The following is an 18,849-nucleotide window of genomic DNA, read 5'->3' on the forward strand; positions in this document are numbered from 1 at the left end:
TATAAATACATTTGGCGACTGTTATCGATGATTTAAGTCAGCAAACCGCAAATATGAGTGGCGGCGCTTCGCGCCGCCACTCATATTTGCGGTTTTGATTTGTCCTAGCTATCTCTTACGTTGCTAAAGAAAAAAAGATTTTAATCCAGAATAATTTCCATGTATTTTGTGTAAATCAAGCGTAAACCTCTTGGAAATCACTTAAAAATACAAATTATATCTTTTTTATTTACCAATTTATTTAACGACTTATTTAACAAATTTGAGTAGAGCAAACAGCTTAGTACGATTGCATTTCTAGTCGCTCAGCATTATAGCGTTTGTTTCTACTTTATTAATCGTTATGATATTTAACATGGGCGGCAAAAAACTCCCAAGCCAAACAAACCTATAGCTTTTAACCCATGTCATCTATCAATCTTAAAAAGGTATTGCTGAAACCAGAAATATTATCCTTATTAAGGGGAATGACAGCTAATCTCACTTCTGCGATCGCCATTCAAGATCGGGAAGGACAGTTGCTGATCACAGATTTAGGTATGCATGGGGAGATTGCGCATAACAATTCTCATAACAAGGCTCAAAACAACATAGAGGAAAGATACGAAAGCCTAGAATTAGAAAAGGAAGTTAAAAAAATCCCCATTTTATTGGGGGATGAAATATTGGGCTGGGCGATCGGGAAAGAACAGGTCGAACTGGTTGCTGATTTTGCGAGCTATTTTGTCAAGCGTGAATTTGAGCAGAAAACCCTAGTGGCGGATGCTTTAGATAAGTATCGAGAGATTAACCTTCTCTACACGATCACTAGCAAACTATCCACCTGTTTAGATATAAGAGAAATAGGCGATCTCGTCATTGAAGAATCTAGTCGTCTCATCCCTTCAACTAGTGTATCTGTGATGATTTATAAACCACAAACGAATTGCCTAGAAATCATTGCGGCTAAAGGTACTGCGGAATCATTAAATCATGCACAGATCCCTATTGATCGGGGGATTGCGGGGCATGTATTTGCCACAGGCAAAGCTGAATTAGTAAATGATGCGTCCAAAGATCCCCGTTATCTCACCAATGAAAATGAATGCTATGCCCTCATATGTGCGCCAATTATTAACAAGAACAGAACGATCGGGGTCATCAATATTAGTAGTTCTGAAACGGTAAACTATACATCTCAGGAGCTTAAGCTCTTTACGGCGATCGCAAGCCAAGCTTCGGGCGCGATCGAAAATGCTTTCCTGCATGAGAGTAAACTACGGGAACAACGAATTAAAAATAATTTAGAACGTTACCTATCCCCACAGGTAGCGGAGGCAGTAATTAATGAGAAGGAAGAGATATCCTTAAATACGAGTAAACGGAAAATAGCAATGCTATTCTCCGACATTCGGAATTTTACGACTAAGTGTGAGGAACTGGAACCAGAACAACTAGTCACTTATCTGAATGAGTATTTTACGCAGATGGTGGACGTTATTTTCAATCATCAAGGGACGGTGAATAAGTTTGTAGGCGATATGATCGTGGCAATGTTTGGTGCACCTTCAGCGATCGCCGATCGCGAATATTGGGCAATCTCGGCGGCAATCAATATGCAAAAGCGGATTAAGAATTTGCCGATTGAATGGATTCGCGAGAATTTTATTACAGGAATTGGGATTAGTTCGGGAGATGTCATCGTCGGTAATATCGGTTCGCCTCAGCATATGGACTACACAGCGATCGGTGATGAAATGAATATTGCATCGCGATTGCAGGGCTTAGCTAAGGGGGGGCAGATTTTAGTAACGCGCAGTGTTTACGATGCTACCCAATCCAGTTTTGAGTTTCGTGAGTTTGGTACTTTGCCTGTTAAAGGAAAGAAAAATCTAGTAGAAATTTTTGAGGTGATCTATCAAGATTAGTCAATATAGCTACCATCAAATTAACGCCCAAAACAGTGTTGCCGCGCGGAGCGCGGCAACACTGTTTTGGGCATTAATTTTGTCCTAATAAGACTGGCGGCAACTATAGAATGTCAATCAGAATGTCAATCTGTCCTCACCAATAAAAATCTTGATGGGTGCAGGCAAAGAGTACTTTCCTAGATCGCTTTTATAGCTATAGCTAAATAAGTAGAAGAGTGTTGCGGCGCTTTGCGCCGCAACACTCTTCTGGGTTTTGTTTTTGTCCTAACATAAGTGACTACTGCTATAAGTAAACTTAAAACCTAGAAGAGCATACCGCCCGCTGCGCGGGCGGTATGCTCTCTGGTTTTGGTTTTTAATTATGCCGAACCACTTAGGCACACAGACAGTCCTGTAAGTGATACATTAGTCTTGAGATACCTCGCAGGCTTGAAGATGAGTAAAAAACTACTAATTGTTGACGATGAGCCGCACATTCGTATGCTATTAGAGCAAACCTTAGAAGAGCTAGAAGATTATGACGTAGATTTGTTAATCGCCACTAATGGTCAAGAGGCGCTCGAGACGATTCAGAGTGAAAAGCCCGATCTCGTGTTTTTAGATGTCATGATGCCCAAGATGAATGGCTATGAGGTCTGCCAAAAGGTCAAAAGCGATGATAGCTTAAGCGATGTATATATTATTATGTTAACCGCCAAGGGGCAAGAATTCGATCGCAGTCGGGGCGAAGATGTGGGTGCAGATGTCTATATGACAAAGCCCTTCGATCCCGATGAAATCCTAGAAAAATCCTGTGAAATCCTAAGGATAGAGATTAAATGAGCGTAAATTTGACTTGTAAGTTAAGCGATCGCCTGCTTGATAGCAACCAAGGTAGCAGTCAACGTCAGTTAGCGATCTCTGTTTCGGCAAATGCTTCTGTTGATGGTAATAACGCACCACTTAACCTATGTCTTGTGTTAGATCACAGTGGTTCTATGGGCGGTCAGCCCCTTGATACCGTCAAACGTGCGGCAAGGGATTTAGTCGATCGGATGCATTTACAGGATCGAATTAGCGTGATTGGATTTGACCACAAAGCTCATGTGGTAGTCGAAAATCAACTCGTGGATCGAACTGAGTCGATCAAAGAAAAGATTCAATCTCTAAAGGCTTCGGGTGGTACTTGCATTGATGATGGCATCAAGTTGGGTTTGCAGGAAACCAGTAAGGGCAAAGATGGTACGGTGAGTCAGCTTTTTGTGCTGACCGATGGGGAAAACGAGCATGGTGATAACGAACGTTGTTTGCAGTTTTCGCGTCTAGCCACGGAATACAATATGACGCTGCATAGCCTCGGATTTGGGGATAGTTGGAATCAAGATGTGTTAGAGAGAATTGCGGATGCTGGGGGTGGGGCAATGGCATATATTGCCTCTCCTGCGGCGGCGAGTGAAGAATTTCAAAAATTATTAAAACGTGTTCAAGCGATCGGGCTGACCAATGCTCACTTAGTTTTGCAGCTTGCCCCCTATGTCAGATTGGCGGAATTGAAGCCGATCGCTCAAGTTTCCCCTGATACGATCGAGTTACCCTACCAAACTGAGGGTAATGCTATTATCGTGAGGCTCGGCGATCTGATGACCGATGTAGAAAGGGTCGTCCTGTTTAATTTATACATCAGCCCTGCTAGCTATATTGCGGAAAACCCTGTCAACTCAACAATTCCAATTTTGACCGCCCAAGTTCGTTATGATATCCCATCGCTAGCACAGATTAATTCCCTATCCGACCCCATAGCGATCGCGGCGGAACTCGTCCAAGACTTTACACCTCAGCTCGATTCACAGGTGCAGAATCATTTGCTAGCATTGGCTAAATATCGGCAAACACAGCTTGCCGAACAAAAATTGCAACAGGGCGATCGCGCAGGTGCGGCAACAATGTTACAATCTGCTGCTAAAACTGCTTTGCAAATGGGCGATTACAATGCTTCTACAATTCTGCAAAATAACGCAACTCGTCTACAAACTGGTACTGCCCTAAGCGAGTCAGAACGGAAGAAAACCCGCATTGCATCAAAAACTGTACTACAAACACCTCCAAATCCTTAAATTTTTGATAAGTCGCTAGTTCAGAACTTTCCAACTGTCCATCTTAAGTTGCTCTTATGATTACCTGTCCTAACTGCTCTCATGCTAATCCCGACGGAGCCGTAAACTGCGAAGCCTGCTTTACGCCACTGCCCATAGTCAAAAACATAGAATGTCCTAATTGTCATGCAACTGTGTTGTCAGATGCTAAGTTTTGTGGGCATTGTGGATTTAATCTCATGGCAGCAACTGCGACTAATTTGCTCCCGAATGTGAGTCCAGAAAATGCGATCGCCCCTTCTGTCGAGCCATCATCAGAAGGTATGGCAGTACCAGCAGCTCTTAACAATACTTCAAGCTCCCAATCAAGCTCCCAATCAAGCTCTTTAGCTGAGGAAACGACAGAGGGCAATTCTGCGGAAAGTTTTGTGATAAATTCTATTCCTGACACCTCAGCAGTTTCTACTAATCCCCGATTTACTGAGATTGAAGCCTTACTTGAAGCAGAGGCAAATAATCCATCTTCTTTAGGAAAAGCCCCCATGAGTTCGCCCGCGAGCGTTAAAACACAGTTACAGCAATTTGCAGCATCTTTACTCCATGTCCAAACAAATCTCACCATTGAAATTCCTGCCCACTTACCAGTTGTGCATATTGGTAAGCCCAATACGGTAATCCCTCCCGATATTGATGTGTCTGGCTTCCCCGACTCAGATATCGTCTCTCGTATCCATGCAGATATTCGCTCGGATGGCGGATCGTTCTATTTTGAAGATACGGGCAGCTCGAACGGTACTTATATTAATAATCTACCGCTACCTGCGGGCAATCGTCATAAACTTAGGGCAGGCGATCGCATTTCACTGGGTAAAGGTGACAAGGTTAGTTTTGTATTTCAGCTCAGCTCCTAACCAAAAGCTCAATAGATAAGGATGGGCGGCGCGAAGCGCCGCCCATCCTTATCTATTGAAAAGATAGGCAAAGTCTGTCTTCTTTTTTGACTTTCCTGTTTAGATTTGCAGGACTAGACGAATTTTTCCCGTAACTGCGTTCGGCGATCGCCATTCCGTAATGACCTTTTCGAGTTCAGAGGTTATATTTTGTGCTCTTAGGATGGCATCTTGACGATCTGCATTTTGGCGATCTTCTGCATCTTGGCGATCTATAGATATTTTCTGCACCCGATCACCTGAAACATCTAGTTCAAGAGTAATCGTTGTCCCTACCACCGCTACTTTTTGGGATTGGATATAACGGATAAAGGCGGTCGTGATATCGCTGGGTAGCTCCGATTGAATTTGTAAAACCTTGAGATTAGTTGTGGCGATCGCGTTTTCATTAGCAGCCCTTGAAGCCGCCGAGATACTCGGTAATGTCACAGGGGCGGCCGGTGCTGGCTTAGAAATTTCTGCTGCTGAATCCAATCCAGCTTGATTGGGAACTTCTAAACGCCTTGGTTGTTCCCTAGGGGCTATTTTAGCGCTACTCCCCAAAGCGGAGGGGCGATTATCGATACGTTGGCGATTGCTAGTAGCATCAGAACCAACAGCCCCAGAAATATTTGGTTCTGGAGCGATCGCAACTTTATCCATGCTTTCTAAACTTTTCGAGTCGCGATTAGTATCTTTACGATTGGTATCTTTGCGATTGGTATCTTTGAGAGTTGCCGAAGGAACCTCTACCTTCGGCACTGCTCCAGAAACGGAAGGTTGAGAGGGACTACTGGAATGGGAAGGTATGGGAGACGATGGACTCTTCGCCACATTACTAGATTTATCCTCAGGGATAGTTGTGGTTGCGACCCGTTCGGGTTGAGAGGTAGCCGCAATCTGATAGCCACGCTGCTCGCCAAAAGGTGAAGAAATCAAACGAATTGTCCCAATACTAACGCCAACAATAGCGATCGCGCCTGCCACGATTTTGAGCCAGTTGGGATGGAATCGGCGGACTTCTAGCACCAAATTCGGTAAAATCACAAACTCATTCGCACAGAGTTCTAGGCTTTCGTAGAGGTCAAATAATTGGAGAGTCGAAAGTTTTAGCTTTGACAGTTTAGGAACGACGATCGCATGTTCGAGCGTCGTGAAATCATCTTGGGCTAACCAGCGATCGCAGTAGGCAGTAACAGCCTCAATTAAATTAACAATTTGCTGTTGGTTGCCCTCAAGGGCTTTTCTACTTTGAGCGAGTTGTAAACGAAAGCGGAGATTTTGGGCAACAATTTGCGATCGCCATTCCGACAGGGGGGAGCGCTCTGTCCAAATCTCTAACAGGCAGGTCGGTAATTCGTAGCGACGATTCAGATTGTTTGCTTCCGATGAATACATAGGGTTTATGTTTTGAGACTCATGCCAAAGTGGTATATAGGCATGAGGCGAAATACTGGGGAAAGCCTTAGGAAATAGCTTAACTCGGCTGAGCCCTAACAGAGCTACTTAACAGAGCTACTTAATTTATTTCGATTTGACTATTTTAATTCTGATTACTTCTGATTATATACCAATCTTAAATAATTCGTAGAAGCACATTCTGAAGGTATACGCTTCCACCATTTTCCTATTTCACCTACTGCCCAAGATGGATGAATGCCTATGTTTTATACTTACCTTGTCGAAGTCATAGGTTCTTATATGCAAACACGATTACGCCCTTACTTAGCTTCTTTTGGTTTGAGTTTACTAACGATTGGAGGATGTACTTCTCCCATATCGAATCCCCAATACTCTGCTACTCCAACATCTACATCATCCTCGATAGCTCCAACTGTCAAAAGTACAGATAAGCCTCAAGTGAATAATTATTCAAAAGCTTTCATCAAAGACTATACAGATGGATGCGTTTCAGCGATTACAAACATGAAGACGGAGAGTGAGAAAAAAGCTGCTTGTACTTGCGTTCTTGATAAAGCTCAAGAATTTTATACGGAAGGTGAATTTGTTAAAGCTTCACAGACGTTAAATATGGAGAAACAAACTCCTCCTAAACTATTTGAAATCGTGATTTCTTGCGTTAAAAAGTAGGTATATCGATTCTGGTATTTGTGGAAGCTCATACCTTCGTAGCACGCTTCCACAAATACCAGAATCTACCAATGATTTCAGGATTGCTATTGCAAAGAATAGCAACATTAGGCGATCGCAAGATTAATGATCGCAGTAGGAATATAAAGCCCAGAACTTACGGTATACTCCCTCCCCAGTCAAGAAATAGCGGGATGATGAGGGGGCTTCGCCTCGCTATTTCTTGGCTGCGGAGGGATTAAGGTTTCTGTCAAGTAAATAACGATATTTTACAAAAATCCTAAATATCTTTATAAGTATTTAATTCCCGCCAATTCAGGCTATATAAATCATCTACAAAAATATTTTTATAAAATAGCCATTTATGATAAACAACTGATAAATTACTGTTCTTAATGTGTAAGAGAGGCAGAACAATTGTGTCAAAAGATACGTTAGAAACCGAAAATATACCAATGCAGGAACCTATCAGTCTCGAACAGTTTTCCCAAAAGATCCCTAAGTATACGGCACTCAGTTTTGCCCCCATACCGAATTTTATCGAAAAGTCTCGCAGATTGCGCGAGCTTTATGGGGCATCCCAAATCCTTTCCTATTTAAGCTGGAAGATCGTTAGAGCAGCTCAGAACAAAGGTGTTGCAGTGATATTGCCTGCGATCGCTAATGACGATATCGTCCAAGGAATCCCCAGTCACATTTTAGTTATGGGCAATTTCTCTTGTAGCGAAGCTCTTAAAGCCTTGATGGAAGGCTGGGAAGATATTGTGAATACCTGTTATAAATGGTTGCAAGAGAATCTAAACTACGAGCTTCCCGAACTGACAAACTCCACTGAATGGGCAGTGGCTTGGACAAAATGGAAGATGCAACCTTGGCAAATTTTTTGGGGAGATGGTGAGACGATTGAGACCGCTTTACAAGATTTGGAAGCACGTAAGTTGCGCCGCGACTGGGGCGCATCAAAGGAAAGCACTAAGGATTCGAGTCAATTGCCAGATCGATCGCATAATCGATTACATAATCAGTTGCGTAAAGGTACGATCGCCTATACGAACGAGGATAAATTAAGGTTAAGTACCGCAGAAATCAAAAGAATCTATCAATGTATTGCCAAAATTCTCGATCCTGCGAGCAAGGGAAATGATTTCATTCCCCTCAATAAAAGTGAGGGACTAAATATCCTCGAATTAATTAAAAGATTAGTTACCTATGAAGCGATCGCAAAAAAAATCCATCGAGATTTCTATTCGCCAAGATTTCGCGAAATGTTGCTGCGTGACGAGAATCGGGGGGGAACCTACTGGAACGCTTGGTTTATGGGTGATGGAGATAGGGTTAATGCGCGTCTTACCAAGCTGAAGGATAGGGCTAACATCACTCAGTTTAGTCATTCCTTAAGAGCTTGGGGTCAGAATTTTTCCACGGAAGTGGATCGAGGGTTGATGGCATATGTTGGTGGGTATGACTTCCTTGGCGTGATGCATAGAGAACAGGAGATCGCGCAATTAAAGAGTCAGGGCGCAATCGAGTGGTTGATTGATTTACACAATAGTTGGCAACAAGAAAACCTTGGGATTATTCTGAGTGTCGGGTTTGTCTGGGCAGGGCATCTGGTATCTCCAAGGGATATTTTGCGCCATTGTCGAGAAGCGGAAAAATTTGCCAACCACTTTGCCGCAGGACAGCGCGATCGCGTGACGATTCGGATTCTTTTTGACAATGGTCAATACGTTCAATGGACTACCCCTTGGCAATATTTGCAGTGGTTGGCAGATTATCGCGATCGCGATGGTCATAGGGGTAAAGATGCGAATTGGAGCCATAGCTATACTAATTTGCTCCAACTTAAAGCCCAAGATTGGAGTTTGCCAGTACCATCCACACAAACCGATGAAGCGATCGCGTTAAACCTATTTGGTTTATATTTTGGTAGTGATAAGCAAGAAATTCTCTCTCAAGAACGGAGTGCGATCGTTGGCGCAGAGGATTCCCAAGCATTAATTGCATGGATTGAAGGGATAATTCAAGTAGGTTGGCATCTATGCTCGAATATTTAAGTAGCTAGGCATAAGTAAACTTAAAACCTAGAAGAGCGTACCGCCCGCATAGCGGGCGGTACGCTCTCTGGTTTTGGTTTTTAATTATGCCTAGCTACTTAATTTGGAACTATTTTTTTGCATTGCGGTCTGATTTACCAAACTTCGATCTCTCTGTGGAATATAGAAGGCTCGGAGTGTTGTAAGTAGCTAGGCATAACTTAAAACCTAGAAGAGCATACCGCCCGCGCAGCGGGCGGTATGCTCTCTGGTTCTGGTTTTTAATTATGCCGAACTACTTAGTAAAAACCTATAGCTCAGATTACAAGTATGAAACTAGCTGCTATTGTCCTATCAGGAATCCTATGTTTGGGTGTCACTACTTCTATGCCAACTCTATCAGCTTATGCAAGCCCTTCTACTTATAACGATGGAGTTGATGCATTAACCGACGAATTGTGGTGGCAGATCCGCCCAGAGATGCGCGGGTCAAAAATTGATACTGGAGATAGTTTATTTATTCGAGAATGGCAAGCAATTCAACGGGTAGTGAGAGCCAATTCTCGTTCATTTAGTGGTGGATATTGTTTTGATGGCTATTCTGCTTTTTTTGATGGCAATCTGGATCGAGTAGCAGATGTCGTATTTTACGTTCGCTATCCTGCCTTTAGCGATCAAAGAATTCGCCAAGAAGAACAGGGGGCAGCTAGGGTATGGACAGAAATTCGGTTACGCTTGCGAAATCCGAATGGAGTTACTTCCTGCTAAAGAGGCAAAGCCTGTAGAGTACGCATAGCATACTCTACAGGCTTTTGGATTAATATTCCCCTGCCTTGGCGGCCGTATCTTTGAGATTACCAGCAAAGAACATCGGAATAAATTTCTCAACGAAAGAAGATGGATCCTTCTCCCATGCTTTTCTGGCAAGATCGATTCTGGTCTTTTGTAACTCAGGAGAGAACAAAGTCTGGGGAAGCCGATCGACCAAATATTGAGGACGTTGCCAGATGGGAAGAGTATCGACAATCTTCATTAAGTTCTCAACGCGACGCACCTCCGCGCCTGCAAGCACATCCATCCCTGATTCGTAGGCAGCTTGCTCGATCGCAGCATATTTGCGTTTTGCGAGATCCACCTTGGCATGAAGCGCTTCACTCTTCTTACCAATTTCTGCGAGTTTCCGATTGCCCCAGCGCACATGGGCAACCTCTTCAGGCATAATTTTTTCGATGGTTTCACGAATTTTGATGTTTTCAGGCGTTTGCTCTGACTTCTGAAGCGCCCGAATGTGAGCAGCGAAGTATTCACAACCACGCTTTTCGGTGACATTAATGGCGGCTAGAGACTCGATGATGCCATCTTCTGGGCTACCGATAGTTTCGTAACCAATCAAACGCTCAAACTCGTCTATATAGGAAGATCCAGGAGGAGTACCGATATCTTCACCGAGTTCGTAGAGCAGATCGGTCAGCCAGAGTGCATGACGAGCTTCATCGGCAATATGATGAGATAAATCTTTAATTAGATCGCGGGGTTTCCCATCAAGTTTTTCGATTAAATCGGTAAGATCCTTACAGCTTCGTTGCTCGTTGAAACGATAGCGATTGAGGGTTACCATGTGGATGTCACGTTGACGTACCACTCGATCGAGGATATCTTGAGCGCTTAACTGTCCGCGAAGTTTATGGGGATAGGCAACAGTCATTTTAAACCTAGTTTATATATACCAATCTAATTTTAATCTTAATTTGTAAAGAAGTGTGAAGACGAAATTGACATCTACTCCCTACGACTGGCTCGATCGCTCTTTGGATTCAATCCATAAAGCTAATTGGCATCGATCTACCCAAACAATCACTAGTAAAGCAGGGACGATCGCCAAGGTGAATGGACGCGAAATGCTCATGTTTGCCAGTAATAATTATTTGGGATTGGCAGGCGATCGCCGTTTAATTGAAGCGGCGATCGCGGCAACCGAAAAGTATGGCACTGGCACTACGGGATCGCGTTTGGTCACGGGACATCTAGCCCTTCACGAAGAACTGGAATTAGCGATCGCCGATCTAAAAAATACCGAAGCAGCCTTGGTTTTTAGTTCTGGCTATTTGGCAAATTTGGGAACGATATCAGCCATAGTCGGGCAGCGGGACTTAATTTTAGGCGATGCCTACAATCACTCTTGTTTGAAAAAAGGCGCTGTGATGAGTGGTGCTATGGCGATCGATTATCACCATGGCAGTCTGGCAGATCTCTCAGCTAAATTACAGGAGCACCGTTCTAAATATCGCCGTTGTTTAATTACTACGGACAGCGTGTTTAGTATGGATGGCGATCTGGCTCCCTTAAGAGAAATTATGAATTTAGCTGCTACCTATGACTGCATGGTGCTAGTTGATGAGGCTCATGGCACAGGAGTTTTTGGCGATCACGGTGGCGGCGTGACCAATGCCTTGGGGCTAGGCGCGAACTTAATCCAAGTAGGTACTTTGAGCAAAGCTTTGGGTAGCTTGGGCGGCTATGTGGCAGGCTCCGCCAAGTTAATTGATTACCTGCGGAATCGGGCTGCAACTTGGATCTATACAACTGGTTTATCGCCTGCGGATACAGGCGCAGCGATCGCGGCAATTGAGATCGTTAAATCGGAAAGCGCACTGCGGCAGCAACTTTGGCAAAATGTGGCGATGGTCAAACAAGGTTTACAGGCATTGGGGATTCCAGCGATCGCCTTTGATTCGCCGATTGTGGCGATCGAGGTTGGCGATATTGCCACGACAATGGCACAGTCTCAGTATTTACGCGATCGGGGCATCTTTGCCCCTGCCATCCGTCCACCGACAGTTCCTACGGCAAGAATTCGGGTTACTTTAATGGCAACCCATACCCCCAGCCAAATTCAAACATTACTGCAATATTTAGGGCTTGCCGAACAAGAGGTTAAATCCAAAAGATGAGTGACGGCACGAAGTGCCGTCACTCATCTTTTGGGTTTTATACCAATTCCCAAAAGTGTGGCTACACTTTTGGGAATTAAAAACCAAACCCAGTAAGGGTTTTAAAATCACAAAATGGCGTAGCCATTTTGTGATTTGGTATTATAGCTGCCCTAAACAAAGCTTACGTTGCCGTTAATTTTTCTAGGATTTCCGCAGTCCGCAAACCCTGCTTTACCCAAGGCTCAATCGGTTGGATCTTGCTAGTGACACCCAAAATAAAGCGTGTATAGCTCTCTTGCGGAGAATCCAATAGTGCATCCACTTCAGTCTGAGATGACCAATCCGTAGCACAAGCCCGAATATCCTTACCAGCCCAACGGGAAAACCATGCGGCAATGAAGCCCGCCTGTAACTGATGCCAAGGCAATCGACCTGACTGCAAGCCAATTTCGCTTCCTGTTGTTAACACTGAATTTTCCGTAGTCACGACGATCAGACCGTGATGGCGATAGCCAAAGTCGAGGGTGAGATTGCCCATGCCATGCACTGTCCAAAGCTGGCGCATGGTTGCCAAAAACTCCACTGCATTTGTTGCCATGATCGTTTTGCCTTGGTAGGACTCGATCTCACCACGGATATGATCGTAAAAGGAACCACCCCAGCCAAAACCAAAGGTATAAAGCGCCAAAGTACCCGCTTGCCCAGCTTCCGATGCTAAAGCGGTATGGATGCTCCGCAATAAAAAATCGGGCACAGCGACAAGGCGATCGCCTTGCCTTGTTGAGAGTAAACCCGTTGCAGGATCGGACTTAACATAAAATCGAGGGGAAAAATAATTTCCAGGAATTGAATTGAGTATCATCGGGTTAACCATTGGTGGGCGATCACAATGTAGGGCAACAACAAAGCAGCATTTTCTTTCGGCAAATTTTCCATTACGGCTTTTTGCAAAGCTCGATAGACAAAATCATTAACCCTTTGGTTCTTCAGCGCCAACATAATGTTCTGCATCCAATACAACAGACGATCCTTGAGCAATTCCTCATCTTGCAATAGCATTGCTGTAGCACAGTAACGCAACACCAAAGCCATATCGCGCTGGCATTTGCTACCGCCATCCACCGTCACCTTAGCTGCTATATCGGGAGCCGTAGCTTGAATCTGTTGTAGCACCTGTGCGACGATCGCATTTTCTTTCGCTTGAATCAAATCATAGGTTTGACGACGCTGTTGCCAAGAAGCGATCGCCCGATCTAAAGTTCGCAAATCTTCAGGATTGATGTAGGAACCATCGGCTCGATCTAAAACATTTTCTAAGAGAGTAATCATAGTTATAAAAGTTTGATTATAAAAGTTTGATTATAAGTAAGTGGGCTTAATTAAATATAAAACCCTGAAACCTGCGGCGCACGCTGCGCGTGCGCCGCAGGGTATCGCTCTAGAACTAGGCATGGAGGTCGCAAAGCCACGGGACAACCACAAATTACGATTCAGGAAAGTTAACGAGTAAATCCTCCAACAGAGTAAGATCTTCTTCCTTAACGGTTAGAACTTGCTGACTCTCAGCATTCCACTCAATTTGGGCGATTAAATCTTTGGTACTTAAGATTTCCAAATCCTGAATATCTTCTAAGCCTAAGAGAAAAGGAGTTGGTCGCGGCAGTACTCCCAAGGAAACCCTATCTATAGGTTCATGGAAATCTGTAGGACTAGTTAATTGGCTATTTAATTGGCTATTTAATTGGCTGGGCGATTGGCTAGTTACTCGCCCAGTGGCTCGACCAGTTGAGATTTCAGTCGATTGGCGCGAATTAGTCTTGTCTGCATCAGTTCTGAAGATCTTTTGCAGCAATTTCACCAAGGATCGCCATAGTTTTTTCAAGCGATCGAGCCAGCTATTCCGTTGATGAAAACGATTGCGTTTTTTCATCCTATATACCTCCTGCATCCATAGATGGATTGATCCCAGTAATGCTTGAAGAATCCCGATCCAAAAGCCTTTGCTCAATCTCTTGAGCAGTCGCGCCAGAACTCAACCAAAATTCAGCAGCCTTAATCCTCGTCTCAGAACCAATCAAAAATCGGCAGAAATTATTTCCCATGGAATAGCATTGAATTTCAGTACTACTTAAGCCACGATTGAGCATGACCGAAAAGAAACCTGCCAATAGCCCTGCGTAGAGAAAACACACAGGCTTCCCAATATTTCCCATCGATTTTGCCACTGCCGAATCAAATAAATCGATAAAGATAAAACCTTCCCGAATTGAACTGAGATCGACATTCCACTTCCCCCAGCCCTGAGCCGTTAATGGCCACCACCAAGTCTCTAAAGCAAAACTCAGGTTAGATTTACTCACACTGAAATGGTAATCGCGCTCAAACCAAACCTTAAAGTCCTTGGCATCGTTAGTCCCCCAATCTTTACCAATCAGATACATCAGCCATCCTGATGCATCGCCCACCTCATGTTCTAGCCCCTTCAGGAGCGAAACGATAAAATCATCGCTAGCCAATACATATTGATGCTGATTCCAGTCTCTAATTTGTCCCTTGGACTGATCAAATTTAAAAAAAGTATAACGACTATAATGGCAAACTTGAGATAGAGAGTTTAACGAAAAAAGAGATTCTCTATTATTACGAAAAGTTGATTTGGTCATTTACAATTCTCGGATTAACTAGGTATAAACTTTCTATACTATGACTTGCAAGAAATTCAGTGAATACAAATAAATGGGGAATAGCTCTATTTGCTAGCAACGGTAGATTTTTCAGGAGGTAATAAAATTTGACTTAAATCAGTGCTAAACGATGAATCAATTTCTGCCATCTTCTCTAACGCCGATCGCAAAATCAGCTTGCCTTCTTCAACTAATACTTCACCAGTTAAAGGGTGAATTAGATTTTGTTGCGCTCTTTTACCGATTAAGTTTTTTAATTCTCCAATCGAACCAATGTACATCCCTTGAGGAACCTCAATAACGATGCCATCTTGCCAAACTCTTGCTTGACAGGCGAGACGAGAGTTAGCTTTCGATGAAGTGATAAAACTGAGGGTCAGGATTTCCTGTTCGCTTTTGGGGCTGAGTGCATCACCACCATCCCTCACGTACACATGACAGGTTGCACATCTTCCTTGACCACCGCAGGCTTGAAGTACGTTCATTTCCTGTTTCAGTAAAACACTGAGTAAAGTACTCTCGGTTGCAACCTCCACGTCTTGGTTTAATGGTTGTAGTTTGATCTGTTTCACTTAAGTCTTATGGCACTGGAGAAATGAGCTTTGAGACATCGGCAGATAGATTCTTCGCTTGCAGTATCTGCGAAAAGTCCACGATGACTCGTTCGCATTCCTTCAAGAAAGCCCTTACCCATGTTTGGACATCTTGCAATTGAGAAGCAGTTAAGGGTTCAATCTGCTCAGAAATAAAAGGGCAACTGATCTGTCCTTGGTAATCAACTTTCCAATATTCCAACGATGGATGTAAAGCGACTAGACTCTGATGGCTTTTATGCCAATAGTTGCCGATCGCTAAAGGACCTAAATAGCAAGAACTGTACTTAGTTAAGCGGTTTAGAGCGACTAGGGTAGCTTCCCAAGTCAAGGTGTCGATTTTTTCGGCACTGGCTCCCTTGATTTCCCGCCTATGCTTAATAGCATTTTGGAGCGTACCTCTGAGGGTATGGCGAATTAAGGCCTGCTGGAGTAGATGCACATTTTGAGGATGGATGCTCACAACATCATGCACACCGCGTTCGATCGCCCAATCCCGAAAAAAATCGCTGACTTCTCGCTGATCTACCAACAAAATAATCGGCAAGTTATGCCACTGTTTGAGGCAACGGCGGCAAACTTCTAACCAATTTAAATCTTCCAATTTACCCAATAAAATCAGATCGGAGGACTGTTGGCTAACAGTCTGAACTAACTGTTGATAATTGGAACAGAGATCGGAAACCAAACGATTATCTTTTTTGATTTCTTGAAGAACAGCCTGAGATATAGTTGGCTTTGACTCAGCTATAGCAATGTGGATAAGCGGCTTTTGCAGATACTGCTCGCCCACAAATTCTTCAAAAAAAGAATCTGAGTTATTCATTATTAATGTCTGCATTTTATAGCTTTAGATATTTTTATTAAATTTTTATATAATTTTGATTTCAGATTTCGGCTAATGGAAAAAAATTAAAAAAATTAGAATAGCTTGGTCACAAAATCCCCCATCCGAAACATAAAGGTTTTCAATTCTGTAATTAACCAAAATGTTCTATTCCGAGACAATCAGAATAAATTATGATTAATTTATGAGTCATGAAAGATGCTACAGGTAGAGGTTAAGAATAAAAATAAATTTGTTATCAGTCTATAACCTCTTAACTGAGCAACATCTAAAAGTTAAAAAAAATATGTAATTTTTAACACAACCAGCCAAACCACTTCCTTCAGGAGTCGCTGAGTAACCGTTCTAAAATATCTTGGGTAATCAGGTTACCTTCTTGCACTAGCAACTCACTCGTGATGGGATGGTAGATATCGCGTGGAGCCAAGCGGTTTTTTAATCGTGCAAAAATTTGGGCTAATTTTTTATCCGCTTTATTATCTAAATAAAAAACGACTCCATCTTCTAAAACCGAAGTTTGACAGGTCAAACGATAGAGAGCTATATCTCGACGAACATTCTTCAGGGTTGCTTGCTCTAGATTTTCCATCGGACTGAGGCGACTCCCTCCATCAAACACCCTCAGAGCACAAGTGCCACAGATTCCTTGTCCCTGACAAGTTGCGGCTAATTCTACCTTGGCATGTTTAAGCGATCGCCATAATTTATCTTTGGCTGAGACGTTGATCGTAATTCCTAGGGGTTCGAGTTTAATACAAGGCATAGAGCTTAAATTATGGCGAAATCATCCGATGCGGAAAAAAGCTAAAATAAAGAAATTATGGTGGTCATCTTAACCTTTTTAGTGCGTATTTTCTTGCATGGATTTCGCTTCTTTTGAAAATCTCTTTTGAAAATCTTTTTTAGTTCTTCTATTTCTTTTATTTAAACCAGTTGATTTTTTGTGTTTTCTCCAAAGGATTTAGCGATTATCTTCTCAATTGTGGTTGGCGCGATCGCCATTGGTATTTTAATTTATCCATTTTTGATCAAGTGGCAACGCGATCGCCTTAGAATGAAGCCTTTTCCAAGAACTTGGTTAAATATAATTGAGGAGAATCTATCTATTTATCCTAGTTTGACTTCGGGGCAACAAAAGGAACTACAGGGCTATGTACTGGTATTTCTAGCGGAAAAGCAATTTATTGGTTGTAGAGGATTCCAGATTACCGAAGAAGTGAAGGTCACGATCGCCGCGTTTGCCTGTTTATTGTTGTTTGGCGATCGCCAAACCTATTTCCCTAATCTACGTTCGATTCTAGTATATCCCGATGCTTACATCGTCAATGAGCTGGTCATGAGCGATCGCTATATAGTGGAAGAGCGACTTGTTGCTAGATTAGGAGAATCATGGACAAAGGATCAATTAATTCTCTCTTGGGAACAGGTAAAAAGAGATATTCAGAATTGGCAAGATGGAAGGAATGTGGTGTTGCATGAGTTTGCCCATCAACTCGATCAAGAGGATGGACAAGCGGAAGGAGTGCCAATTTTATCAAGAGCTTTGGACTACGCTGCATGGTCAAAAATCATGACCGCCGAATATCTGCAACTATGCGATCGGGTAGAAAATGGGAAAAAGACAGTCCTCGATAGCTACGGTGCGACCAATCCAGCGGAGTTTTTTGCGGTGGCAACGGAGACATTCTTTGAGAAGCCTAAACAGTTAAATCAAAAGCATCCCGATCTCTACGACCTTCTCCAACGCTACTACCACCTAGATCCTCAGCAATGGTAGGATTAAATTTAAAATCGCACGATTCAATCAAATTTCACATAACTTATTATGAGGAATCCATTGCAAGAATCTATAAATTTCAATAAACAAAATGCTGAGAAGCAAGCAGAGCGAAAAAACACACTCGATAAAATTTCAAACGACAATGCGAAATTGAAGGGGGCTGTTGAAAATCAAAAAAAGCACGTCGGAGAAATCCTAAGAAGTAAACAATAACAATACAATTTAATTGATTTCTTTATGTCTAGAAGAGATGATTTACATTTTCCCTTGCGCCGTACCCTTGAAAAAGATGGATGGATAATTACCAGCGATCCCTTGATCTTGGTTCTTGGGCAGACACTTTTAAAAGCTGATTTAGGAGCCGAAAAGCTTTTTACAGCCGAAAAAGAAGGACGTAAAATAGCCGTTGAGATCAAAGATTTTGATGCTCCTTCGGTAATTAGTGAACTAGAGAAAACTATGGGTCAACTTCAACTTTACCAATGGGCCTTAGAAGAACAAGAGCCAGAACGTCAATTGTTTTTGGCTATAAGTCAAGCTGTGTATATTTCACAATTTCAAAAGCCAATTTTTCAGATTGCCATCCAGCGAAGTAAAATTAATTTATTAATCTATGCCCCAGATCAGGAGGTAGTTGTCAAATGGATAACTCACTAAAGTATGTAGATATCCTCAAAAAAACAGTACAGGATGCCACAATCGATCAGCCTAGTCTGCAAGCAATCAAGCTCTACCCAGTCTGTGATGCCGAGTCTGGACATTTTCTAGTTCTTGCGACAGGTTGGGATAAACAGCGCTGGATGGATAGTGTCTTATTTCATGCACGACTTATCGAAAAAGATAACAGCGATCGCCAAGTCATCATCGAAGAAGATAACTTTGAGGAAGGATTAGTGAATACACTCATCGCAGCAGGGATCAAAAAAGAAGACATTGTCACCAGCTGGCAACAAGCGATCACAGTGAATAAATAA

Annotated in this window: 21 protein-coding genes; 12 read left to right on the top strand and 9 right to left on the bottom strand. The window is 42.9% G+C overall.

The window, feature by feature from the left end; translation table 11 throughout:
* Window positions 1–404: 404 nt before the first annotated feature.
* From PseudUWO310_RS06000 to PseudUWO310_RS06015, 4 genes are all read left to right on the top strand, one after another.
* Complete coding sequence (locus PseudUWO310_RS06000) at window positions 405–1,907, top strand: adenylate/guanylate cyclase domain-containing protein (RefSeq protein ID WP_142599840.1); 1,503 nt, start codon at window positions 405–407, stop codon at window positions 1,905–1,907.
* A 438-nt stretch (window positions 1,908–2,345) separates the two neighbouring features.
* Complete coding sequence (locus tag PseudUWO310_RS06005; protein WP_009627671.1) at window positions 2,346–2,732, top strand: response regulator transcription factor; 387 nt, start codon at window positions 2,346–2,348, stop codon at window positions 2,730–2,732.
* Window positions 2,729–4,003, top strand: coding sequence for a vWA domain-containing protein (locus PseudUWO310_RS06010; RefSeq protein ID WP_142599841.1), 1,275 nt, complete (start codon window positions 2,729–2,731; stop codon window positions 4,001–4,003). The genes PseudUWO310_RS06005 and PseudUWO310_RS06010 overlap by 4 nt, the downstream gene beginning before the upstream one ends.
* A 56-nt stretch (window positions 4,004–4,059) precedes the next feature.
* Window positions 4,060–4,893, top strand: a complete 834-nt coding sequence (locus tag PseudUWO310_RS06015) for an FHA domain-containing protein (RefSeq protein WP_142599842.1) — start codon at window positions 4,060–4,062, stop codon at window positions 4,891–4,893.
* A 99-nt stretch (window positions 4,894–4,992) separates the two neighbouring features.
* Here the strand turns inward: PseudUWO310_RS06015 and PseudUWO310_RS06020 are convergent, their stop codons facing one another.
* Entirely contained in the window at window positions 4,993–6,309 is a 1,317-nt protein-coding gene (locus PseudUWO310_RS06020; protein WP_142599843.1) for a DUF4335 domain-containing protein, read from the bottom strand.
* A 303-nt stretch (window positions 6,310–6,612) separates the two neighbouring features.
* On the opposite strand from PseudUWO310_RS06020, the gene PseudUWO310_RS06025 reads away from it, so the two are divergent.
* The 3 genes from PseudUWO310_RS06025 (at window position 6,613) to PseudUWO310_RS06035 (ending at window position 9,806) form a co-directional block, all read left to right on the top strand.
* Window positions 6,613–7,002, top strand: a complete 390-nt coding sequence (locus PseudUWO310_RS06025) for a hypothetical protein (protein WP_142599844.1) — start codon at window positions 6,613–6,615, stop codon at window positions 7,000–7,002.
* A 419-nt stretch (window positions 7,003–7,421) separates the two neighbouring features.
* Window positions 7,422–9,059 carry a type III-B CRISPR-associated protein Cas10/Cmr2 gene (locus PseudUWO310_RS06030; protein ID WP_223805555.1) on the top strand — a complete coding sequence of 546 codons (1,638 nt, stop codon included), beginning with the start codon at window positions 7,422–7,424 and terminating at the stop codon, window positions 9,057–9,059.
* A 309-nt stretch (window positions 9,060–9,368) separates the two neighbouring features.
* Window positions 9,369–9,806, top strand: coding sequence for a hypothetical protein (locus PseudUWO310_RS06035; RefSeq protein WP_142599846.1), 438 nt, complete (start codon window positions 9,369–9,371; stop codon window positions 9,804–9,806).
* 49 nt (window positions 9,807–9,855) lie between these two features.
* Here the strand turns inward: PseudUWO310_RS06035 and PseudUWO310_RS06040 are convergent, their stop codons facing one another.
* Complete coding sequence (locus PseudUWO310_RS06040; protein ID WP_142599847.1) at window positions 9,856–10,743, bottom strand: ferritin-like domain-containing protein; 888 nt, start codon at window positions 10,741–10,743, stop codon at window positions 9,856–9,858.
* A gap of 55 nt (window positions 10,744–10,798) precedes the next feature.
* Here PseudUWO310_RS06040 and bioF point away from each other — a divergent pair, with 55 nt between their 5' ends.
* The gene (gene bioF, locus PseudUWO310_RS06045; protein ID WP_142599848.1) at window positions 10,799–11,989 is read left to right on the top strand and encodes an 8-amino-7-oxononanoate synthase; all 1,191 of its coding nucleotides are present in this window, start codon (window positions 10,799–10,801) and stop codon (window positions 11,987–11,989) included.
* Window positions 11,990–12,152: 163 nt separating this feature from the next.
* Here the strand turns inward: bioF and PseudUWO310_RS06050 are convergent, their stop codons facing one another.
* The 7 genes from PseudUWO310_RS06050 to PseudUWO310_RS06080 all read right to left on the bottom strand — a co-directional run bounded on the left by PseudUWO310_RS06050 (window position 12,153) and on the right by PseudUWO310_RS06080 (window position 16,858).
* Complete coding sequence (locus tag PseudUWO310_RS06050; protein ID WP_142599849.1) at window positions 12,153–12,833, bottom strand: hypothetical protein; 681 nt, start codon at window positions 12,831–12,833, stop codon at window positions 12,153–12,155.
* Entirely contained in the window at window positions 12,830–13,300 is a 471-nt protein-coding gene (locus PseudUWO310_RS06055) for a phycocyanin (protein ID WP_142599850.1), read from the bottom strand. The genes PseudUWO310_RS06050 and PseudUWO310_RS06055 overlap by 4 nt, the downstream gene beginning before the upstream one ends.
* A 154-nt stretch (window positions 13,301–13,454) precedes the next feature.
* Entirely contained in the window at window positions 13,455–13,901 is a 447-nt protein-coding gene (locus PseudUWO310_RS06060) for a hypothetical protein (protein ID WP_142599851.1), read from the bottom strand.
* A gap of 1 nt (window position 13,902) precedes the next feature.
* Window positions 13,903–14,634, bottom strand: coding sequence for a V4R domain-containing protein (locus PseudUWO310_RS06065; RefSeq protein WP_142599852.1), 732 nt, complete (start codon window positions 14,632–14,634; stop codon window positions 13,903–13,905).
* A gap of 86 nt (window positions 14,635–14,720) precedes the next feature.
* Complete coding sequence (locus tag PseudUWO310_RS06070; protein ID WP_142599853.1) at window positions 14,721–15,227, bottom strand: 2Fe-2S iron-sulfur cluster-binding protein; 507 nt, start codon at window positions 15,225–15,227, stop codon at window positions 14,721–14,723.
* A gap of 7 nt (window positions 15,228–15,234) precedes the next feature.
* The gene (locus tag PseudUWO310_RS06075; RefSeq protein WP_142599854.1) at window positions 15,235–16,074 is read right to left on the bottom strand and encodes a response regulator; all 840 of its coding nucleotides are present in this window, start codon (window positions 16,072–16,074) and stop codon (window positions 15,235–15,237) included.
* Between the two features lie 343 nt (window positions 16,075–16,417).
* Window positions 16,418–16,858, bottom strand: coding sequence for a 2Fe-2S iron-sulfur cluster-binding protein (locus PseudUWO310_RS06080; protein WP_142599855.1), 441 nt, complete (start codon window positions 16,856–16,858; stop codon window positions 16,418–16,420).
* A 180-nt stretch (window positions 16,859–17,038) separates the two neighbouring features.
* Between PseudUWO310_RS06080 and PseudUWO310_RS06085 the strand changes: the two genes are divergently transcribed.
* From PseudUWO310_RS06085 to PseudUWO310_RS06095, 4 genes are read left to right on the top strand one after another with little or no spacing between them, the layout of a single operon-like run.
* Window positions 17,039–17,872, top strand: coding sequence for a zinc-dependent peptidase (locus tag PseudUWO310_RS06085; RefSeq protein ID WP_142599856.1), 834 nt, complete (start codon window positions 17,039–17,041; stop codon window positions 17,870–17,872).
* Between the two features lie 60 nt (window positions 17,873–17,932).
* Window positions 17,933–18,088 (top strand): hypothetical protein, encoded by a 156-nt coding sequence (locus PseudUWO310_RS22765; protein ID WP_190315922.1) that lies wholly within the window; start codon window positions 17,933–17,935, stop codon window positions 18,086–18,088.
* Between the two features lie 24 nt (window positions 18,089–18,112).
* Window positions 18,113–18,532, top strand: coding sequence for a XisH family protein (locus PseudUWO310_RS06090; protein WP_055076931.1), 420 nt, complete (start codon window positions 18,113–18,115; stop codon window positions 18,530–18,532).
* Entirely contained in the window at window positions 18,517–18,849 is a 333-nt protein-coding gene (locus PseudUWO310_RS06095) for an element excision factor XisI family protein (RefSeq protein ID WP_055076930.1), read from the top strand. The genes PseudUWO310_RS06090 and PseudUWO310_RS06095 overlap by 16 nt, the downstream gene beginning before the upstream one ends.

The organism is Pseudanabaena sp. UWO310 (assembly GCF_006861605.1).
Lineage (GTDB): Bacteria > Cyanobacteriota > Cyanobacteriia > Pseudanabaenales > Pseudanabaenaceae > Pseudanabaena.

Coding starts and splice junctions, on each gene's coding strand:
- PseudUWO310_RS06000 (WP_142599840.1), top strand. CDS start 405: ATGTCATCTATCAATCTTAAAAAGGTATTGCTGAAACCAGAAATATTA.
- PseudUWO310_RS06005 (WP_009627671.1), top strand. CDS start 2,346: ATGAGTAAAAAACTACTAATTGTTGACGATGAGCCGCACATTCGTATG.
- PseudUWO310_RS06010 (WP_142599841.1), top strand. CDS start 2,729: ATGAGCGTAAATTTGACTTGTAAGTTAAGCGATCGCCTGCTTGATAGC.
- PseudUWO310_RS06015 (WP_142599842.1), top strand. CDS start 4,060: ATGATTACCTGTCCTAACTGCTCTCATGCTAATCCCGACGGAGCCGTA.
- PseudUWO310_RS06020 (WP_142599843.1), bottom strand. CDS start 6,309: ATGTATTCATCGGAAGCAAACAATCTGAATCGTCGCTACGAATTACCG.
- PseudUWO310_RS06025 (WP_142599844.1), top strand. CDS start 6,613: ATGCAAACACGATTACGCCCTTACTTAGCTTCTTTTGGTTTGAGTTTA.
- PseudUWO310_RS06035 (WP_142599846.1), top strand. CDS start 9,369: ATGAAACTAGCTGCTATTGTCCTATCAGGAATCCTATGTTTGGGTGTC.
- PseudUWO310_RS06040 (WP_142599847.1), bottom strand. CDS start 10,743: ATGACTGTTGCCTATCCCCATAAACTTCGCGGACAGTTAAGCGCTCAA.
- PseudUWO310_RS06050 (WP_142599849.1), bottom strand. CDS start 12,833: ATGATACTCAATTCAATTCCTGGAAATTATTTTTCCCCTCGATTTTAT.
- PseudUWO310_RS06055 (WP_142599850.1), bottom strand. CDS start 13,300: ATGATTACTCTCTTAGAAAATGTTTTAGATCGAGCCGATGGTTCCTAC.
- PseudUWO310_RS06060 (WP_142599851.1), bottom strand. CDS start 13,901: ATGAAAAAACGCAATCGTTTTCATCAACGGAATAGCTGGCTCGATCGC.
- PseudUWO310_RS06065 (WP_142599852.1), bottom strand. CDS start 14,634: ATGACCAAATCAACTTTTCGTAATAATAGAGAATCTCTTTTTTCGTTA.
- PseudUWO310_RS06075 (WP_142599854.1), bottom strand. CDS start 16,074: ATGAATAACTCAGATTCTTTTTTTGAAGAATTTGTGGGCGAGCAGTAT.
- PseudUWO310_RS06080 (WP_142599855.1), bottom strand. CDS start 16,858: ATGCCTTGTATTAAACTCGAACCCCTAGGAATTACGATCAACGTCTCA.
- PseudUWO310_RS06090 (WP_055076931.1), top strand. CDS start 18,113: ATGTCTAGAAGAGATGATTTACATTTTCCCTTGCGCCGTACCCTTGAA.
- PseudUWO310_RS06095 (WP_055076930.1), top strand. CDS start 18,517: ATGGATAACTCACTAAAGTATGTAGATATCCTCAAAAAAACAGTACAG.